General features: G+C 74.8%; 14 protein-coding genes, 1 pseudogene and 1 riboswitch. Of the genes and pseudogenes, 4 read left to right on the top strand and 11 right to left on the bottom strand.

Annotation, left to right across the window (positions count from 1 at the left end; all coding sequences use genetic code 11):
* The 5 genes from ACI79H_RS04215 to ACI79H_RS04195 form a co-directional block, all read right to left on the bottom strand.
* Complete coding sequence (locus ACI79H_RS04215; RefSeq protein ID WP_456553126.1) at positions 1-912, bottom strand: MBL fold metallo-hydrolase; 912 nt, start codon at positions 910-912, stop codon at positions 1-3.
* Between the two features lie 57 nt (positions 913-969).
* Positions 970-2,244 carry a cytochrome P450 gene (locus tag ACI79H_RS04210; RefSeq protein WP_456553125.1) on the bottom strand — a complete coding sequence of 425 codons (1,275 nt, stop codon included), beginning with the start codon at positions 2,242-2,244 and terminating at the stop codon, positions 970-972.
* On the bottom strand, positions 2,241-2,456 hold the full coding sequence (locus tag ACI79H_RS04205; RefSeq protein ID WP_456553124.1) for a ferredoxin: 216 nt from the start codon (positions 2,454-2,456) through the stop codon (positions 2,241-2,243). Before ACI79H_RS04205 ends, ACI79H_RS04210 begins: the two co-directional genes overlap by 4 nt.
* The gene (locus tag ACI79H_RS04200) at positions 2,453-3,070 is read right to left on the bottom strand and encodes a TetR/AcrR family transcriptional regulator (RefSeq protein ID WP_456553123.1); all 618 of its coding nucleotides are present in this window, start codon (positions 3,068-3,070) and stop codon (positions 2,453-2,455) included. The genes ACI79H_RS04205 and ACI79H_RS04200 overlap by 4 nt, the downstream gene beginning before the upstream one ends.
* Positions 3,071-3,150: 80 nt before the next feature.
* A complete protein-coding gene (locus ACI79H_RS04195; protein ID WP_456553122.1) occupies positions 3,151-4,425 on the bottom strand; it encodes a cytochrome P450 in 1,275 nt (424 codons plus the stop codon).
* 125 nt (positions 4,426-4,550) lie between these two features.
* On the opposite strand from ACI79H_RS04195, the gene ACI79H_RS04190 reads away from it, so the two are divergent.
* Positions 4,551-5,717 (top strand): alpha-hydroxy-acid oxidizing protein, encoded by a 1,167-nt coding sequence (locus ACI79H_RS04190; RefSeq protein ID WP_456553121.1) that lies wholly within the window; start codon positions 4,551-4,553, stop codon positions 5,715-5,717.
* A 10-nt stretch (positions 5,718-5,727) separates the two neighbouring features.
* Here ACI79H_RS04190 and cobN read toward each other — a convergent pair whose 3' ends face one another.
* On the bottom strand, positions 5,728-9,345 hold the full coding sequence (gene cobN / locus ACI79H_RS04185) for a cobaltochelatase subunit CobN (protein ID WP_456553120.1): 3,618 nt from the start codon (positions 9,343-9,345) through the stop codon (positions 5,728-5,730).
* Positions 9,346-9,397: 52 nt separating this feature from the next.
* Positions 9,398-9,479: riboswitch (cobalamin riboswitch) on the bottom strand.
* 57 nt (positions 9,480-9,536) lie between these two features.
* A complete protein-coding gene (locus ACI79H_RS04180; RefSeq protein WP_456553119.1) occupies positions 9,537-10,418 on the bottom strand; it encodes an ABC transporter substrate-binding protein in 882 nt (293 codons plus the stop codon).
* Between the two features lie 32 nt (positions 10,419-10,450).
* Here ACI79H_RS04180 and ACI79H_RS04175 point away from each other — a divergent pair, with 32 nt between their 5' ends.
* Positions 10,451-11,167 (top strand): (2Fe-2S)-binding protein, encoded by a 717-nt coding sequence (locus tag ACI79H_RS04175; protein WP_456553118.1) that lies wholly within the window; start codon positions 10,451-10,453, stop codon positions 11,165-11,167.
* Positions 11,168-11,180: 13 nt separating this feature from the next.
* Here the strand turns inward: ACI79H_RS04175 and ACI79H_RS04170 are convergent, their stop codons facing one another.
* The 3 genes from ACI79H_RS04170 to ACI79H_RS04160 are packed head-to-tail and all read right to left on the bottom strand — an operon-like array spanning position 11,181 to position 15,308.
* Positions 11,181-13,346 carry an iron ABC transporter permease gene (locus tag ACI79H_RS04170; protein WP_456553117.1) on the bottom strand — a complete coding sequence of 722 codons (2,166 nt, stop codon included), beginning with the start codon at positions 13,344-13,346 and terminating at the stop codon, positions 11,181-11,183.
* A 1-nt stretch (position 13,347) separates the two neighbouring features.
* The gene (locus ACI79H_RS04165; protein WP_456553116.1) at positions 13,348-14,415 is read right to left on the bottom strand and encodes an iron-siderophore ABC transporter substrate-binding protein; all 1,068 of its coding nucleotides are present in this window, start codon (positions 14,413-14,415) and stop codon (positions 13,348-13,350) included.
* 59 nt (positions 14,416-14,474) lie between these two features.
* On the bottom strand, positions 14,475-15,308 hold the full coding sequence (locus ACI79H_RS04160; RefSeq protein ID WP_456553115.1) for an ABC transporter ATP-binding protein: 834 nt from the start codon (positions 15,306-15,308) through the stop codon (positions 14,475-14,477).
* Positions 15,309-15,381: 73 nt separating this feature from the next.
* Between ACI79H_RS04160 and cobG the strand changes: the two genes are divergently transcribed.
* Positions 15,382-16,533: a precorrin-3B synthase gene (gene cobG / locus ACI79H_RS04155; protein WP_456553114.1), complete on the top strand. Its 1,152-nt coding sequence runs from the start codon at positions 15,382-15,384 to the stop codon at positions 16,531-16,533.
* Between the two features lie 4 nt (positions 16,534-16,537).
* Here cobG and ACI79H_RS04150 read toward each other — a convergent pair whose 3' ends face one another.
* Positions 16,538-17,182, bottom strand: coding sequence for a dihydrofolate reductase family protein (locus ACI79H_RS04150; RefSeq protein WP_456553113.1), 645 nt, complete (start codon positions 17,180-17,182; stop codon positions 16,538-16,540).
* A gap of 173 nt (positions 17,183-17,355) precedes the next feature.
* Between ACI79H_RS04150 and ACI79H_RS04145 the strand changes: the two are divergent.
* A pseudogene (locus tag ACI79H_RS04145) lies at positions 17,356-17,692 on the top strand (endonuclease); the annotation flags it as partial.

Here is a 17,692-nt window from a genome sequence, read left to right as displayed (position 1 = left end):
TCACGGCGAGCCCGACGCCCCCTCCGGGAAGAGCGGCTGCGGCTCGCCGTAGCGGAAGGTCCGGTAGCGGTCGGCGCCGAGGAGGTCGCGCAGCGCCGCCTCCGCCTCGGCGACGTCGTACGCCGGGGCCACCGGGGGCAGCAGCGGGTCGTGGTGGCACAGGGCCACGGCGGGACGACCGAGCAGCTCCGCCTGCTCGACGAGGAACTGCGTCATCGAGCCCTGGTACGGCTCGCCGTCGAGGTTCGGGCGCCCGGCGGCAGCGAGGACGGCGACGTCGGGCCGCAGGCCGTCGAGGATCCCCCGCCAGTAGCCCGGGCTGGCGCTGACCAGCAGCGACCCCTCCGGTGTCTCGAGCAGGTAGGCCAGCTGGCCGCCGTCCCGGTGCGACGCCCGTCCGGAGGCCGCCTCGAAGTACTCCCGCGTCTCCGCGGAGAGCGTGGGCAGGAGGTCGAACAGCGCGCCGGCGGCTCGCGCCCGGTCCTGGGCGCTCACCCCGAGGTCGCCGAGGCACGCCGCACCGCTGTCCCCGCCGCCGGCCGCGAAGAGGCAGGAGTGCAGGGCGGGCAGCACCCGGACCCGGATGTCGTCGCCGCAGTCGACCGTCTCGCCGCCGGACACCGCCAGCACCTGCTCGTCGGGCACGCCGTTGGCGGCCATCAGGTGCGCGACCTCGTGGTTGCCGACGACGAGGGCGCCGGTCGCCCGCGCGATCACGTCGGCACCGAGCACGTGGTCGAAGTGCGCGTGCGAGATGAAGACCAGGTCGGCCTCGTCGATCTCCGCGGAGCCCAGCCCCGGGCTCGGGACCCCGGGCGCCTTGTCGAGGTAGGTGTCGAAGAAGAGCGTCGTCGTCCCGATCCGCACGCGGAACGTCGCGCAGCCGAACCACTCGATCGTCGCGTCGGTCACGGCCGCAGTCTGCCCGCTCCCCCGCCGGCGGGCCCGTGCCCGCCGGCGGGGACGGCCTCAGCCGATGCGCACCGGGAGCGCCCGCGGGCCCCGGATCTGCCCCGCCGACCACCGCACCGCGTCCGGGTCGGCCAGGGAGAACTCCGGGATGCGGTCCAGCCAGACGTCCAGCGCCACGGTCAGCTCCATCCGCGCCAGGTGGGAACCCACGCAGCGGTGGATGCCCAGCCCGAAGGCGGCGTGCCGGTTGACCTCCCGGTCGATGACGACCTCGTCGGCCCGCTCGAAGCGCTCCGGGTCGCGGTTGGCCGCCGGGAACGGCAGCAGGACCCAGTCCTCCTTCTTCATGTGCACGCCGCCGAGCTCCACGTCCTCCTTGACCAGGCGGGCCATGGTGACCGGGGCGTAGGCGCGCAGGAACTCCTCCACCGCCCTCGGCCGCAGGGAGCGGTCCGCGACCAGCCGCTTCCGGTCCTCGGGGTTCTTCGCCAGGTGCCACAGCGAGGCGCCGATCGCGCTCCACGTGGTGTCGATGCCGGCGATGAGCAGCAGCGTCATGGTGCCCACGACGTGCTGCGGGCTCAGCTTCTGCCCGTAGAGCTCGGCGTTGATGAGGTAGGTCGTCAGGTCGTCCCGGGGGTTGTCCAGGTGGTCGCGGACCTGCTCGAACAGGTAGTCCGAGAGCTGCATCCCCCTCGCCTGACGCTCCTCGATCGGCCCGTTGACCCCCTCGAGAGCGTTCTCGACGAAATGCGCGAACTTCTCGCTGTCCTCCTGGGGGAAGCCCAGCATGTCGGCGATGACCCGCATGGGGATGTACATGCCGTACTCGGTCGCGGCGTCCACGACGTCCCGGCCGGCGAAGGCGTCGATCAGCGAGTGGCAGAACGCCTCGGTGGTCACCGCCTGCTTGGCCACGTTGGACTTGGTGAACGCCGGCAGCAGCAGCTTCCGTGCGTCGTGGTGGAACGGCGGGTCCGAGGAGATCGGGGGGGCGAATCCCACCGGCGCGATGTCCAGCGGGGGCCGGACGTTGCTCGCGATGATCGCCCGGGACGTGAAGTGCTCGGTGTCGTAGGCGATCGCCGCGACGTCCTCGTACCGTGTGGGCAGCCACGCCCCGCCGAAGCGGTCCGTGTGCGCGATCGGGCAGCGGGCCCGGAGGTCGTCCCAGACCTCGATCGCGTTCTCGGCGTACTCGGGTTCCATGTGCGAGAAGTCGGTGGTCCAGTCGGTCACCGGCCCGGCCACGATCTCGTTGACCGTGCCGAGCTGGGCCTGCGCGATGCGCTGCTGGCGGGCCTCCTCGGTGAACCTGTCGTCGACGGTCATACCCGGGCCTCCTCGTGGACCAGGACGGCGGACTCGGGGCAGTTGGCCGCGGCCAGGCGGACGTCGCCCTCCCGGTCGGCGGGCACGTCCCGGTCGGCGGTGAGGGCGGTCAGGACCGCGTAGCCCTCCTCGTCCTCGCCGAACAGGTCTGGGGCGAGGTCGTAGCAGCGGCCGTGGCCCTGGCACCTCGCGGAATCGATGCTCACTCTCATGTGCGGCTTCCGATCTGTTCTCCGGTGTGGACGGGTTCGAGGCAGGTGACGACGCGGACGAGCAGCTCGGTCCACTCGTCGTCGTCGACGTCGTGCAGGTCAGGACCCAGCAGGGTCGTGCCGGCCGCGAGGGCCAGGCAGAAGTGGGCGACCGCGCGGGGGGAGAGCCCGGCGTCGAGCTCCCCCCGGGCCTGGCCGTCCCGGACGAGGGCGGCGAGCCAGCCGGCCCGCTCCTCGGTGTACTCGTGCAGCGCCGTCGTCACCTCGCCGTGGTGCCGGGCCGCGATGAGCGCCTCCACCGCCAGGTAGGAGTCCGGGTCCTGCCGACGGCGCAGCGCCGCGCCGGTCTGCAGGAGCAGGTCGGCCACCGAGCGGCTGGGGAACCGGGCGACCAGCTCGGCCAGCGGCCGGCGCCCGTGCTCGCGCAGCGCGCCGATCAGCAGGTCCGCCCGCGAGGTGAAGTAGCAGTACAGGGCGCTGTTGCTGAGCCCGGCCGCTGCCGCGATGTCGGCCACGCGGGTGCCGTCGTAGCCACGCGCGGCGAAGACGTCGGCGGCCGACCGCAGCAGCCGGCGCCGCGTCTCCTCCGCGTTGGCCCCGACCGTGCGTCCCATGGGCAAATGAAATGTGATTCAGTTCACTTTGTCGAGGGGGGCGCGCATCCGATCTGCTCCGGATCCCTCCCCCGGCGGCGTCAGCCGATCCGGAGCGGCAGTGCCCGCGGGCCGCGGATCTGCCCGGTCGACCACCGCACGCCCGCCGGGTCGGCCAGCGTGAACTCCGGGACGCGGTCCAACCAGACGTCGAGCGCCACCCGCAGCTCCATGCGCGCCAGGTGCGACCCGACGCAGCGGTGGATGCCCAGCCCGAAGGCGGCGTGCCGGTTGACCTCGCGGTCGATGACGACCTCGTCGGCCCGCTCGAAGCGCTCCGGGTCGCGGTTGGCCGCCGGGAAGGGCAGCAGCACCCAGTCCTCGGCCTTCATGTGGACGCCGCCGAAGTCGATGTCCTCCTTCACCAGGCGCGCCATGGTGACCGGCGCGTAGGCGCGGAGAAACTCCTCGACCGCCGTGGTCCGGAGCGCGCGGTCCCGCACCAGCGCTGCGCGGTCCTCGGGGTGCGTGGCCAGGTGCCACAGCGAGGAGCCGATGGCGCTCCAGGTGGTGTCGATGCCGGCGATCAGCAGCAGCGCCATCGTGCCCGCGACGTGCTGCGGCTCGAGCTTCTGCCCGTACAGCTCCGCGTTGATCAGGTAGGTGGTGAGGTCGTCCCGCGGGTTCTCGACGTGGTCGCGGATCTGCGCCAGCAGGTAGTCGAAGAGCTGGTCGCCGCGCTCCTCGCGCTCCTCCAGCGGGATGTTGATGCCTTCGAGCGCGTCCTCCACGAAGACCTTGAATTGCTCGCCGTCCTCGGCGGGGAAGCCGAGCATGTCGGCGATCACCCGGATCGGGATGTGCGCGCCGTACTCGGTCGCCGCGTCGACGACGTCCCGGCCGGCGAGGCCGTCGATCAGCGAGTGGCAGAACGCCTCGGTGGTCACCGCCTGCTTGGCGACGTTGGTCTTGGTGAACGCCGGCAGCAGCAGCTTGCGGGCGTCGTGGTGGAACGGCGGGTCCGAGGAGATCGGGGGCTCGCCGCCGACCGGCGCGATGTCCAGGGGGGGCCGGTAGTTGCCCGCGATGATCGCGCGGGAGCTGAAGTGGTCGGTGTCGTAGGCGATCGCCGCGACGTCCTCGTACCGCGTGGGCAGCCAGGCGCCGCCGAAGCGGTTCGTGTGCGCGATCGGGCAGCGGACCCGGAGGTCGTCCCAGATCTGATGGGCCTTCTCGTTGTAGCGCTCGTCCATGTGCGAGAAGTCGGTGGCCCAGTCCTCGACCGGGCTCGTGTCGATCTCGCTCCAGGTCCCGAGCAGCTCCTCCTCGGCCTGCCGCCGGTGGAAGTCCTCGGTGAACCGGTCGTCGACGGTCATCGTCGCTCCTTCTCTCCAGCGGACCGCGGTGCGGACGCGGGGTGGGCCGAACCGTGCAATCGAACTGTGATTCAGTTCACCGCGTCAAGGGGCTCCGGCCCGCGCCGACGAGACGAGGAGGGCACGTGGCCAACCACGGCGACTGGCAGTTCGGGATCTACTTCAACGGGCTGGTCGGCCAGAAGCCGTCGCTGCCCATGCACTACGACGCCCTCGAGCAGGCCGCCGAGCAGGCCATGTCCGAGGAGGTGTGGTCCTACGTCGCCGGCGGCGCCGGCAACGAGCGCACCCAGCGGGTGAACGCCACCGCCTTCGAGCGCTACGGCCTGATGCCGCGGATGCTGGCCGGCGCCGCCCAGCGAGAGCTCGGGATCGAGATCTTCGGCAGGCAGCTGCCGACCCCGCTCATGCTCGCGCCCGTGGGGGTCATCGGGATCTGCGAGCCCGAGGGCCACGGCGACCTCACGACCGCGCGCGCCGCGGCGGCCACCGGCGTCCCCATGATCGCCTCGACGCTCATGCAGGACCCGCTGGAGGACGTCGCCGCCGCGCTCGGGGACACCCCCGGCTGGTTCCAGCTCTACCCGCCGAACGACCGCGAGCTCACCGAGAGCCTGGTCCGGCGGGCCGAGGCCGCCGGGTACGAGGCCATCGTCATCACCCTCGACACGCTGACCCTGGGCTGGCGGCCACGGGACCTGACGATCGCGAGCTTCCCGCAGCTCACGGGGCTGTGCCTGGCCAACTACACCTCCGACCCGGTGTTCCGCTCCCGGCTGACCGCGCCGCCCGAGGAGGACCCGCAGGGCGCCGTCGGGCACTGGGCCTCGATCTTCGGCAACCAGAGCCTGAGCTGGGACGACCTCGCCTGGTTCCGCTCGCTCACCTCGCTGCCGATCCTGCTCAAGGGCATCTGCTCCCCCGACGACGCCCGCCGCGCCGTCGACGCCGGGATGGACGGCATCTACTGCTCCAACCACGGTGGGCGCCAGGCCAACGGCGGCATCCCCGCGATCGACTGCCTCGCCGACGTCGTGGACGCCGCCGGTGACGCACCGGTCGTCTTCGACAGCGGCGTCCGCGGCGGCCCGGACGTGGTGAAGGCCCTCGCCATGGGTGCCCGCGCCGTGGCGGTGGGCCGCCCGTACGCCTACGGCCTGGCCGTGGGCGGGCAGGAGGGGATCGAGCACGTGATCCGCTGCCTGCTGGCCGAGACCGACCTGACGATGGCGGTCGACGGCTACCCCTCGATCGCCTCGCTCACCCGGGACGCGCTCCGCCCCGTCCGGTGAGGGAGGTGGGTCACCGGCCGACCTGGGCCGGTGACCCGCCACCCTCGAGGTCGCCCTCGGTGTCCAGGTAGGCCTGCTGCAGCTCGGCGAGCAGCGCCGGATCGGGCTCGGCCCACATCCGCCGGTCGACCGCCTCGAGCAGCCGCTCGGCGATGCCGTGCAGCGCCCACGGGTTGGAGGTCTCCATGAACGCGCGGTTCTCGGGGTCCAGCACGTAGGTCTGCGCGAGCTTCTCGTACATCCAGTCCGCGACGACGCCGGTCGTGGCGTCGTAGCCGAACAGGTAGTCGACGGTGGCGGCCAGCTCGAACGCGCCCTTGTAGCCGTGCCGGCGCATGGCGGCCAGCCACTTCGGGTTGACGACCCGGGCGCGGAAGATGCGCGCCGTCTCCTCGGTCAGCGAGCGGGTGCGCACCTGCTCGGGCCGGGTGGAGTCGCCGATGTAGGCCGCCGGCGCGGTGCCGGTCAGCGCGCGGACGGTGGCGACCATGCCGCCGTGGTACTGGAAGTAGTCGTCGGAGTCGGCGATGTCGTGCTCGCGGGTGTCCACGTTCTTCGCCGCGACCGCGATCCGCCGGTACGCGGCCTCCATGTCCGGCCGGGCCTGCACACCGTCCAGGTCGCGGCCGTAGGCGTAGCCGCCCCAGACCGCGTACACCTCGGCCAGGTCGGCGTCGCCCCGCCAGTTCCGGCTGTCGATCAGCGACAGCAGGCCGGCGCCGTAGGCACCGGGCTTGGAGCCGAACACCCGGGTGGTCGCCCGCCGCCGGTCGCCGTGACCGGCGACGTCGGCGTCGACGTGCGCCTTCACGAAGTTCAGCTCCGCGGGCTCGTCCAGCTCCGCGGCCAGGGTCACGGCGTCGTCGAGCATGGTCACCACGTGCGGGAAGGCGTCCCGGAAGAACCCGCTGATCCGCACGGTGACGTCGATCCGCGGGCGGCCCAGCTCGTCGAGCGGGACGGCCTCCAGGCCGGTGATCCGGCGGGACGCCTCGTCCCAGACCGGCTGGACGCCCAGCAGCGCGAGCACCTCGGCGATGTCGTCGCCCGAGGTGCGCATCGCCGAGGTCCCCCACACCGACAGCCCGACCGAGCGCGGGTACTCGCCCGTGTCGGCGCGGTACCGGTCGACGAGCGACTCGGCCATCGCCTGGCCGGTCTCCCACGCCAGCCGCGACGGCACGGCGCGCGGGTCCACGGAGTAGAAGTTGCGGCCGGTCGGCAGCACGTTGATCAGCCCGCGCAGCGGCGAGCCCGAGGGTCCGGCCGGCACGTAGCCGCCCTCGAGCGCGTGCAGGGTCGCGTCGAGCTCGTCGGTCGTCCGCTCCAGGCGGGGCACGACCTCGTCGACGGCGAACCGGAGGACGGCGGCGACGCCGTCGTCGTCCCGGCCGAGCACCTCGCGGACGACGTCCTCGACCGCTCCCCTGGTCCAGCCGCGCACCTCCATGCCCTCGACCAGCGCCTCGGCCAGCGCCTCGACCCGGTCGGTCTCCGCGAGCCCGGCCGTCCCGTCCTCGACCAGGCCGAGCGCCTCGCGCAGCCCGGGCAGCGCGACCGAGCCGCCCCAGATCTGGCGGGCCCGCAGCATGGCCAGCACCAGGTCGACGCGGTTCTGCCCGGTGGGCGGCGCCCCGAGCACGTGCAGGCCGTCCCGGATCTGGGAGTCCTTGATCTCGCAGAGCCACCCGTCGACGTGCAGGATCATCTCGTCGAAGTGGTCGTCCTCGGGGCGCTCGTGCAGGCCGAGGTCGGCGTCGAGCTTCGCGGCCTGCAGCAGGGTCCAGATCTGCGCGCGGACGGCCGGCAGCTTGGCCGGGTCCATGGCCGCGACGTTGGCGTGCTCGTCCAGCAACTGCTCCAGGCGGGCGATGTCGCCGTAGGAGTCCGCGCGGGCCATGGGCGGCACCATGTGGTCGACCAGCGTGGCGTGCGCGCGGCGCTTGGCCTGCGAGCCCTCGCCGGGGTCGTTGACCAGGAACGGGTAGACCAGCGGCAGGTCGCCCAGCGCGGCGTCCGGGCCGCAGGACGCGGACAGGCCCACGTTCTTGCCGGGCAGCCACTCGAGGTTGCCGTGCTTGCCCACGTGCACGAGCGCGTGCGCGCCGAACTCCGCGCGCAGCCACCAGTAGGCGGCCAGGTAGTGGTGCGAGGGCGGCAGGTCGGGGTCGTGGTAGATCGCGATCGGGTTCTCGCCGAAGCCGCGGGGCGGCTGCACCATGACGACGACGTTGCCCGCCCGCAGTGCGGCGAAGACGATGTCGTCGCCGTCCACGAACAGCGAGCCGGGCGCGGGGCCCCAGTGCTCCTCCACCGCCTCGCGCAGGTCGGCGGGGAGGGTGTCGAAGTGCTCGCGGTAGCGCGCCGCGGGGATGCGCACCGGGTTGCCCGAGAGCTGCTCCTCGGTGAGCCAGTCGGCGTCCTGCCCACCGGCGGCGATGAGCGCGTGCACCAGCGCGTCGCCGTCCAGCCCGGCCACCCCGGGCAGGGCGCCGGGGCCGTCGAACGGGCCGATGTCGTAGCCCTGACCGGCCATCGCGGCCAGCAGCCGGACCACCGACGCCGGGGTGTCCAGGCCGACGGCGTTGCCGATGCGCGCGTGCTTGGTCGGGTAGGCCGAGAGCATCACGACGATGCGCCGCTCGGCCGGCGGGGTGTGCCGCAGGAGCGCGTGCGCCACGGCGGTGCCGGCCACGCGGGCGGCCCGCTCGGGGTCGGCGACGTAGGAGGTGAGGCCGTCGTCGTCGGTCTCCTTGAAGGAGAACGGGACGCTGATCAGCCGTCCGTCGAACTCGGGGATCGCGACCTGGTTGCCGACGTCGAGGGGGGACAGCCCGTCGTCGTCGGCGGCCCACTCCTCGCGCGAGCGGGTCAGGCACAGCCCCTGGATCACCGGCACGTCCAGCGCCGCGAGCTCGCCCACGTCCCAGGCGCCGTCGTCCCCACCGGCCTGCGCGGTCGCCGGCCGGGCGCCGCCGGCGGCGAGCACCGTGACCACCATGGCGTCCGCGCCGCGCAGGGTCGCCAGCAGTTCCGGGTCCACCGAGCGCAGCGACGAGGTGAAGACCGGCAGCGCCCGGCCGCCGGCGTCCTCGACGGCGCGGCACAGCGACTCGACGAAGCCGGTGTTCCCGGACAGGTGGTGGGCCCGGTAGTAGAGGACGGCGACCGTGGGACCGGTCCCCCGGCTGTCGCGCTCGAGCACGCCCCAGTCGGGTGCCACCGACGGCGGCTCGAAGCCCTCGCCGGTGAGCAGCACGGTGTCGGACAGGAAGCGGTGCAGCTGGACCAGGTTGTCCGGCCCGCCCTGCGCGAGGTAGCCGTGCGCCTCGGTCGCCACGCCCATCGGCACGGTCGAGAGCTCCATCAGCTCCGCGTCGGGCACCTGCTCACCACCGAGGACGACGACCGGCGCGGCTCCGGCCAGCAGGGGGCCGAGCATCTCCTCGTACTGCCGGCGGACGCCGAGGATGCGGACGACGACCAGCGGGCTGCCCTCGACCAGGGCGGCCAGCTCGGCGGCGTCGAGCCGCGCGGGGTTGCCCAGCCGCCAGCCGGCGCCGGAGGCCCGGGCCGAGAGCAGGTCGGTGTCGCTCGTGGAGAGCAGGGTGAAGGCGGGGTCGCTCACGGCGCGTTCCTCACTCGGGGTCCGCGCCCCGGGTCGTCGGGCACGGCAGCCGGAGTGTCTGGCTCGCCCTGCTCCGCGCGTGCGGAGCCGGGCTGACAGTGGCGGGACCGCGTCGGACTTGCACCGACTTCCTCGCTGGCTGCCGTGGATCGCCCACGGTAGCGCCCCTCCCCCGGCCGCCCGCCCGCCGGTCAGGCCACGCGGACGGCCGCCCCCGGGACCTCGTCGTGCGCGGCCGGGTGCAGCACCGCGGCCAGCGTCTCCACGCCGTCGACCAGCCGCGGGCCGGGCCGGACGACCACCGCGTCGCCGTCGAGCGCCCACACCGCACGACCGGGCAACGCCCGCGCGACGACCGCCGCCTGCTCCACCGCTCCGGCGAGGCCGAAGCCGCACGGCGCGACCACGACCACCTCGGGGTCGGCGGCGGCGAAGAAGTCCCAGTCGACCGGTACCGAGCGCTGACCGGGCAGGCAGGCCACCGGCTCCCCGCCGGCGGCGGCGACCTGGTCGGGCACCCAGTGCCCGGCAGGGAAGGGCGGGTCGACCCACTCGACCACGGCGACCCGCGGCCGCGGTCGGCCGGCCACCCGGCTCGCGACCGCCGACAGCCGGGCGCGCAGCGAGGCCAGCAGCGCGTCGGCCCTCTCCGGGACGCCCGTGCGCTGCGCGACCGCGGTGATCGTCGCCAGGACCTCGTTCAGCGTGTGCGGGTCGAGGGCCAGCACGTCGGCCCGGCAGCCCAGGTGGGCCAGCGCCTCGTCCACCGATCCCGACGGCACGGCGCAGACGCGGCAGAGGTCCTGGGTCAGGACCAGGTCGGGATCGAGCGCGGCGAGGGCGTCCGCGTGCAGCGTGTAGAGGTCCACGCCCGCGGCCAGCCGCGCGCGCACGGCGGCGTCGATCGCGGCCGGCGTCATGCCCGCGGTGTCCATCCCGCCGACGACGACCGCCTTCTCCCGGCGGGCCGCGGGCGGCTCGTCGCACTCGAACGTCACGCCGACGAGCTGGGCGCCGAGCCCGAGGGCGTAGACGATCTCGGTGGCCGAGGGCAGCAGCGACACGACGCGCACGGGGCCACGGTAGGGCCGGGCATGCTGTCCCGGTGCCCGGGGACCAGCGCGCGACGGACGCCCTCGCGTCCGCAGCCGGGCTCGGTGCGTTCTTCGCGACCGCCCCGGCGGCCGGGCCGGGCTGGACCTCGTGGGACGAGCTGACCGGCGAGCCGGCCGTCCTCGCGCTGCACCTGACCGACGTGGGCCGGGCGCTCGCCGCGCCCCGCGGCGGGGTGGTGCCGGAGGCACCGGTCAGCGCCTCGACCGCCCACCTCGGGCTCGTGGCGCGGCTGGTCGCCCCGGTGCTCGGCGCCGCGCTGACGAGCGGCACGCTGCCCGTGGCCGCGCCGGCATCGGTGCACCTCCGGCTGCCGGGCGCGAACCCGCTGCCGCTCGCCCTCGGTGGACCGGCAGCCGTGGCGGCCGACCGGCCCGGGGACCTGGCCGACGCGTTCACCCGGCACTGGCTGACCCCCGCGATCGCACCGCTGGGCGCCGCGGTGCAGGCGGCGAGCGGGGTGTCGCCGCAGGTGCTCGACGGGAACGTGCTCTCCGCCGTCGCCGGGGCGCTGCGGATGGCCGCCGCGGCGCGGCCGGAGCTGGCCGGCCGGTCGGCCGCGGCGCTGGACGACCTGCTGCGCACCGGCCCGCTGGCCGGCCTCGGGGACCTGCGGCAGGACGGCTCGTTCGTGCGCCGCTCGTGCTGCCTGTTCTACCGGCTGCCCGGGGCCGGCACCTGCGGCGACTGCGTGCTGCGCACCGGGTGACCGCGGACCTGGATCAGGCGCGGGACCGGGCCAGCAGGTAGACGAAGTACGGCGCACCGATGAGGGCGACGGCCAGCCCCGCCGGCAGCTCCGCGGGCGCGAGCACGGTGCGGCCCACGGTGTCGGCGATGCCGAGCAGCGCGGCGCCGGCCAGCAGCGACACCGGGACCGACCGGGCGTGCCGGCCCCCCACCAGCGCCCGCGCCAGGTGCGGGGCGACCAGTCCCACGAAGCCGACCACCCCCACCGCGACGACGGCGGTGGCCGCGAGCAGGGCCGCCAGCACCAGCACGAGCAGCCGCACCCGCTCCAGCCCCACCCCGACCAGGCGGGGGGTGTCCTCGTCGAGGGCCAGCAGGTCGAGCTCTCTCCGCACGACCAGCGCCAGCGGCACGGCGACCAGCAGCACCACCGCGACCGGCACGACCTGGCCCCACGAGCGGCCGTACGTCGTACCGGCGAGGAAGGTGAAGATCCGCGGGGTGTCGAACGGGTTGGCCCGCAGCAGCAGGAAGGTGGTCACCGCGACCGAGCCGTACCAGACCCCGATCCCGATGAGCACCAGCCGGTCGGCGTCCAGGCCCCGGCGCCAGGCCAGGCCGTAGACCAGGGCGAAGGCGACCAGCGCGCCGACGACCGCGGCGAGCAGCGTGCTCGACCCGCTGGCGCCGGCCCCGCCGGCCACCAGCACCGCGCCCAGCCCTGCGCCGCCGGTGATGCCGAGCAGGCCCGGCTCGGCCAGCGGGTTGCGGCACGTCGCCTGGATGAGCGAACCGGACAGCGCCAGGGCGGCGCCGCCGAGCAGGGCCGCCGCGACCCGGGGTGCGCGCTCGTCGAGCGCGAAGCGGAGGAAGGGCGAGCCCGCGTCCTGCAGCCACAGCGCGAGGTCGCCGGTGCGCAGCCAGGTGTTGCCGCCCAGCAGCCCGACGACGGCGACGGCGACCACGAGGGCGACCGCGCACGTCAGCACCACGACGAAGCGGCGCCGGGTGCGGGCGAGCGCGCCCGAGCCCGGTGGCTGGCGGGTGGGGCCGGAGTCGCGGCCGCGCCGGGCGAGCAGGACGAGGAGCAGGGCGCCCAGGAACGTGGTGGTGATCCCGGTCGGGATCCGGATCGCCTCCTCGGCGCCGAGCGCGGCCCGGATGACGGCGTCGGCCAGCACCACGACCAGCGCGCCGACCAGACCGGCCGTGGGCACGAGGACGACGTGCCGCTGCAGAGCGGGCACCACGCGGGCCATGAGCCGGGTCACCACCGGCGCGGCCAGGCCGACGAACCCGATCGGCCCGGCCAGGGTCACCGACGCCGCGGTGAGCAGCACGGCGAGCAGCGTGCCGAGGATGCGGGTGGAGCGGACCGGGACGCCGAGGACGCCGGCGGTGTCGTCGCCGAGGCCGAGCAGGTCGAACCGGCGGGAGAGCAGCAGCGCCCCACCCGTCGCCAGCAGCACCACCGGGGCGGCCCGCTGGAACGCGTCGAGGCCCAGCTGGCTGAGCGAACCGCCGCCCCAGGCGAACAGGCCGGTCGTCTCCTGCGCGAACAGCACGAGCAGCGCCGCGGTGGCCGACTGCAGCGCCAGCGCCACCGCCGTCCCGGCGAGGACGAGCCGGGTGGTGGAGGTGCCGCCCCCGCCGGCCAGACCCAGCACGAGCCCGGCGGCGACCAGGCCGCCGGCGAAGGCGACCGCGCCGGAGGCGGCCAGCGGGACGGCCAGGCCGAACGCGGCCACCGCGCTGACGGCGAAGAACGCGCCGGCCGTCACCGCGAGGGTGTCCGGTGAGGCCAGCGCGTTGCGGGCCAGCGACTGGAAGATCGTCCCGGCGACGCCGAGGGCGAACCCGACGGTCAGCCCGGCGGCCAGCCGCGGGACGCGTGAGCCGAGCAGCACGTCGCGCGTGCCCGGGTCGACCCCGCCCTGGCCGGTCAGCAGGCCGAGCAGGTCGCCGGCGCCCACACCGGACGTGCCCTGGGTGAGGTGCCAGCCGGCCACCACCGCGAGCCCGCCGACGAGGAGCAGCTGGACGAGGGCGGCGCCGACGATCCGGGCCGGACCGGCCGGCGCCGGCGCCTCCGCCGCCGAGAGCGGTCCGGCCGCCCCCGGCAGCGGAGCGTCCGCGACCGCACCCGCGGCCCCCGAGGATCGCTCGGGGGCCGCGGGCAGGTGGTCCGGACCGGTCACGTCAGTTCGTCAGCAGGTCGACGTAGGCCTGCACCGCCTGCTCCGCGGAGCGCGGGCCGCCGAAGGTCCAGATGGCGGGCGGGAAGGCGTAGGTCCGGCCGTCGGCCACGGCGGGGATGGAGTTCCAGGCGGGGTTGTCCTCGAGCAGCGGCATGAGCTCGTAGTCGGGGTCCTCGGTGCCGGTGTGGAAGAACGCCGCGTCACCGACCGCGCGCATGCCCTCGATGTCGGTCGACCCGAGGCCGTACTGCTCGTCGACCGGCCCGGTCCAGGCGTTGGTGAGGCCGAGCTCCTCGCCGAGCTCGCCGAACAGCGAGCCCTGGCCGAAGGGCCGGAAGGTGACGTTGCCGCCCTGCGCGTAGCCGTCGAAGTACACGAAATCGGTGATGGCGACGTCGCTGTCGGCCACGGTCTGCTTGGCGTCGGCCAGCGTGGTCCGGAACTCCTCGACCACGGTCTCGGCGCGGTCCTCGCGGCCGGTCGCCTCGGCGATCAGGGTGAAGGTGTCGACCATGTTCTGGATCGGGTCGGCGGCGTCGGCGCCGGTCGTCGCCAGCACCGGGACGTCGTACTCGTCGAGCTGGGCCACCACCGGGTCGTCGGGGGTCGCCTCGATGATCACCAGGTCCGGCTCGGCGGCGAACAGCGCGTCGAGGTTTGGCTCGCCGCGCGTGCCGACGTCCTCCACGCCCTCGGGCAGCTCCTCGGCGCTGTTCCAGGTGCCGTAGCCCTCGACGTCGGAGACGGCGACCGGGGTCAGGCACAGCGACAGCACCATCTCGGTCTGCTGCCACTCCAGAACGGCCACCCGCTCCGCGGGCGCGTCCAGCTCCACGGTTCGGCCCAGGGAGTCGGTGACGCTCACCGGCCCCTCGGAGACCTCGACGTCGTCGCAGCCCTCGGCGCCGGAGCCGGTGCCGGCGGCTGCGGCGGAGTCACCGGACCCGCCACCCTCGGAGCCGGTGTCGGTGGTGCCGCAGGCGGTCACGGCCAGCGAGGTGGCCGCGACGGCGACGAGCGCGCGGGTGAGCGACCCCCGGCGACGGGCGGGCAGCGTGGTGGACGACATGGACGATCGATCTCCTGGGTTCGGACGGGCGGTGGGGGTCGGGGTGCGGGTGTCGCGGCTCAGCCGGCCGCGGCGACGGGCCGGCGGCTGCGCTGGTGGTGCCGGGCGCGCGGGACGATGCGGAGCAGGCCGGTGTCGTCGTCCCGCCGGACGGCGATGGGGAGCCCGTAGACGGCGGACAGGTGCTCGGCGGTGAGCACCTCGTCGGGTGCCCCGCTGGCGGCGATGCGCCCGCCGCGCAGCAGCACGACGGTGTCGGCGACGGTGGCGGCGTGGTCGAGGTCGTGCAGGACGATCCCGATCGCCGTGCCGTGCTCGTCGGCGAGCTCGCGCACCAGGTCGAGGATCTCCACCTGGTAGCGCAGGTCGAGGTGGTTGGTCGGCTCGTCGAGCAGCAGGACGCCGGTGTCCTGGGCCAGGCAGGTCGCCAGCCACACCCGCTGCAGCTCGCCACCGGAGAGCTGGTCGACCGGGCGGGCAGCCATCGGGACCACGCCGGTCAGGGCCATGGCCGAGTCGATGGCGGCGCGGTCGGTCGCGTCCAGCGCGGCGAACCGGCGCCGGTGCGGGTGCCGGCCGAAGGCGACCACGTCGCGGACCACCAGCCCGGAGGGGTGCGGGCGGGACTGGGACAGCAGCGTCACCCGGCGGGCGAACTCGCGGGCGGAGAGGGGGGCGGCGTCCTCGAGGCGGTCGTGGGTGCCCACGCTGATCCGGCCCGAGTCCAGCGGCTGCAGCCGGGCGAGGGAGCGGAGGACGGTGGACTTGCCGCTGCCGTTCGGGCCGATCAGCGCGGTGACCGCCCCCGGACGCAGCTGGACGGAGACGCCGTGCACGACCGTCGTCCCGGAGTAGCCGAGGACCAGGTCGTCTCCGTGCAGAGCCAGCGCCATGTTGGTGAGGCTATCCTTACTCGGGTCACGCCCGGAAGGGCCCTACCAGCGGCGACGTAGCCTCGGAGCCGCCATGTCCGCTCCCCCGCCCTCCCGCGACCGCGCGGACGCCTGCCCCGGCGCCCTGCAGACGCACGCCGCGGCCGACGGCGCGCTGGCCCGGGTACGGGTGCCCGGCGGGCTGCTGACCTCGACGCAGCTGCTCGTGCTCAGCGCGGCCGCGCGCGAGCTGGGCGACGGCGCGCTGGAGCTGACCAGCCGCGGCAACCTCCAGCTGCGCGGGCTCCGACCGGGCTCCGAGCCGGAGCTGGGCGACCGGCTGGCCGCGGCAGGACTGCTGCCCAGCGCCACGCACGAGACGTCCCGCAACGTCCTGGCCAGCGCACTGACCGGCCGCGCGGGTGGGCGGCTCGACGTGCGCCCCTGGGTGGCCGCGTTCGACGCCGGGCTCTGCGCCGACGCCCGGCTGGCGGGCCTGCCCGGGCGGTTCCTCGCCGCCCTCGACGACGGTCGCGGGGACGTCGCCGGGCTGGGGGCCGACGTCGGGCTCCTGGCGCTGCCCGACGGCGACGTCGCCCTGCTGCTCGCGGGCGAGGACAGCGGTCTGCGCGCGGAGCCCGGCTCCGCCGTCGCGCTCGCGCTGGCGGCCACCCGCGCCTTCCTCGACGTCCGGGCCGAGCTGGGCGGTACCGCCTGGCGGGTCCCGGAGCTGGCGGACGGTCCTCGTCGGATCGCCGCCCTGCTCGGCGGTCCGGTCGCCGGGCCCGTGCCCGTCCCGGCCGCGTCGACCGGCAGCCCGGCCGGTCCGGTGGCGCAGGACGACGGCCGCACGGCACTGGTCGCCGTCGTGCCGCTGGGCCGTGTGACCGACGCGCAGGCCGAGCTGCTCGCCGCCACCGCGGACGGCGAGCTGCAGCTGACCCCGTGGCGCAGCGTCGTCGTCCCGGACCTGGCGGACGCCTCCGCGGTCGGTGCGCTGACCGCGGCCGGGCTCGTGCTCGACCCCGGTAGCGCCTGGCTGCGGGTGACGGCGTGCGCCGGCCGACCCGGGTGCGCGAAGTCGCTGGCAGACGTCCGGGGCGACGTCGTGCGGGCCGTGACCGGCGGCGCCCTCCCGGCGGCCGGGGCACGGCAGCACTGGGTGGGGTGCGAGCGGCGCTGCGGCCGGCCCGCCGGCGAGGTCGTGGACGTCGTGGCGACCGCGGCCGGCTACCGGGTCGGCTGACCGGTCACCTCCGCCAGAACAGGTGGTGGGTGACGCCGCTCGGGCTCGGCACGACGTCGCAGTGGTAGCGGTCGAGCAGCTCGTCGGGTGACATCCAGAGCCGGGCGCCGCGACCGAGCTCGGCCGGATGCACCGCCACGTGCAGCGTGTCGACGAGGTCGGCGTCGAGGAACTCGCGGATCGTCGTGGCGCCGCCGCCGAGCCGGACGTCCTTGCCGTCGGCCACCTCCCTCGCCTGCTCGAGGACCTCGGCCGGCTCCCCGGCGACGAAGTGGAACGTGGTGTCCGAGAGCGTGAACGAGGGCCGCAGGTGGTGCGTGAGGACGAACACCGCCGTGTGGAACGGCGGCTCGTCGCCCCACCAGCCCTGCCAGTCGTGGTTCTCCCACGGACCGCGGTGGGGGCTGAACTTGTGGGCGCCCATGATCTCCGCGCCGATGCCGTGGGCGAAGTCGCGGGTGAAGTAGTCGTCGAGCCCTCGGGTGCCGCCGGGGTCGGTGCGGTTCGGCCAGCTCGCCGTCGCACCGGCCCACGCCATCAGCTGGCCCGGGTCGGCATGCCCGAACGGCCGCTCGAGGCTCTGCCCCTCGCCGGCGCCGTAGCCGTCACTGGACACGACGAAGTTCTGGACTCTGAGCAGCTGGGTCACGGATCCTCCTGGGTGGTCGACGACGGGTGGACTGCGGCCGCCGGTGGATCTCATCGCCCCGGTCAGCCGACCCGACGCCACGCGTGATGCAAGCGATCCGCCAGAGCTGTGGACGAGCGGCTGAGCTGGGGATTCCCGGTGCAGCTCCCACTGACCAGCGGTAGTATTCGTACATGTGTTCGACCGTCTGCACGACTCCGCTCGAGTGCCTCGCTGGCGCGTTGGACACGCTCGCCGGCCAGCGGTTGGACGGTGACTTCGGGCCTGCGCTGCTTGATCGGCTCGCGCCGTTGCTGGTGGCGGACAACCGGCTGGCCGCCGAGGTGGCGCGGACGGTGCGGCAGTGCGAGGTGGCCGGCTCCGCTGAGCACGACGGCAAGGCCTCGATGGCCTCGTGGCTGCGCGGGCACCACCGGATGTCGGCGGGTGCGGCCAACGCGCTCGTGCGCAACGGGCGGGCGCTGGAGCAGCTGCCGGCACTCGCTGCGGCCGCTGCGGCCGGAGGTGTCA

The sequence above is a fragment of the Blastococcus sp. SYSU D01042 genome, assembly GCF_054050515.1.
Note: the sequence above shows the minus strand (reverse complement) of the source record. Positions and strands in the feature narration are given on the sequence as shown.

Coding starts and splice junctions, on each gene's coding strand:
- cobG (WP_456553114.1), top strand. CDS start 15,382: ATGTCCGCTCCCCCGCCCTCCCGCGACCGCGCGGACGCCTGCCCCGGC.
- ACI79H_RS04205 (WP_456553124.1), bottom strand. CDS start 2,456: ATGAGAGTGAGCATCGATTCCGCGAGGTGCCAGGGCCACGGCCGCTGC.
- ACI79H_RS04165 (WP_456553116.1), bottom strand. CDS start 14,415: ATGTCGTCCACCACGCTGCCCGCCCGTCGCCGGGGGTCGCTCACCCGC.
- ACI79H_RS04160 (WP_456553115.1), bottom strand. CDS start 15,308: ATGGCGCTGGCTCTGCACGGAGACGACCTGGTCCTCGGCTACTCCGGG.
- ACI79H_RS04195 (WP_456553122.1), bottom strand. CDS start 4,425: ATGACCGTCGACGACCGGTTCACCGAGGACTTCCACCGGCGGCAGGCC.
- ACI79H_RS04200 (WP_456553123.1), bottom strand. CDS start 3,070: ATGGGACGCACGGTCGGGGCCAACGCGGAGGAGACGCGGCGCCGGCTG.
- ACI79H_RS04210 (WP_456553125.1), bottom strand. CDS start 2,244: ATGACCGTCGACGACAGGTTCACCGAGGAGGCCCGCCAGCAGCGCATC.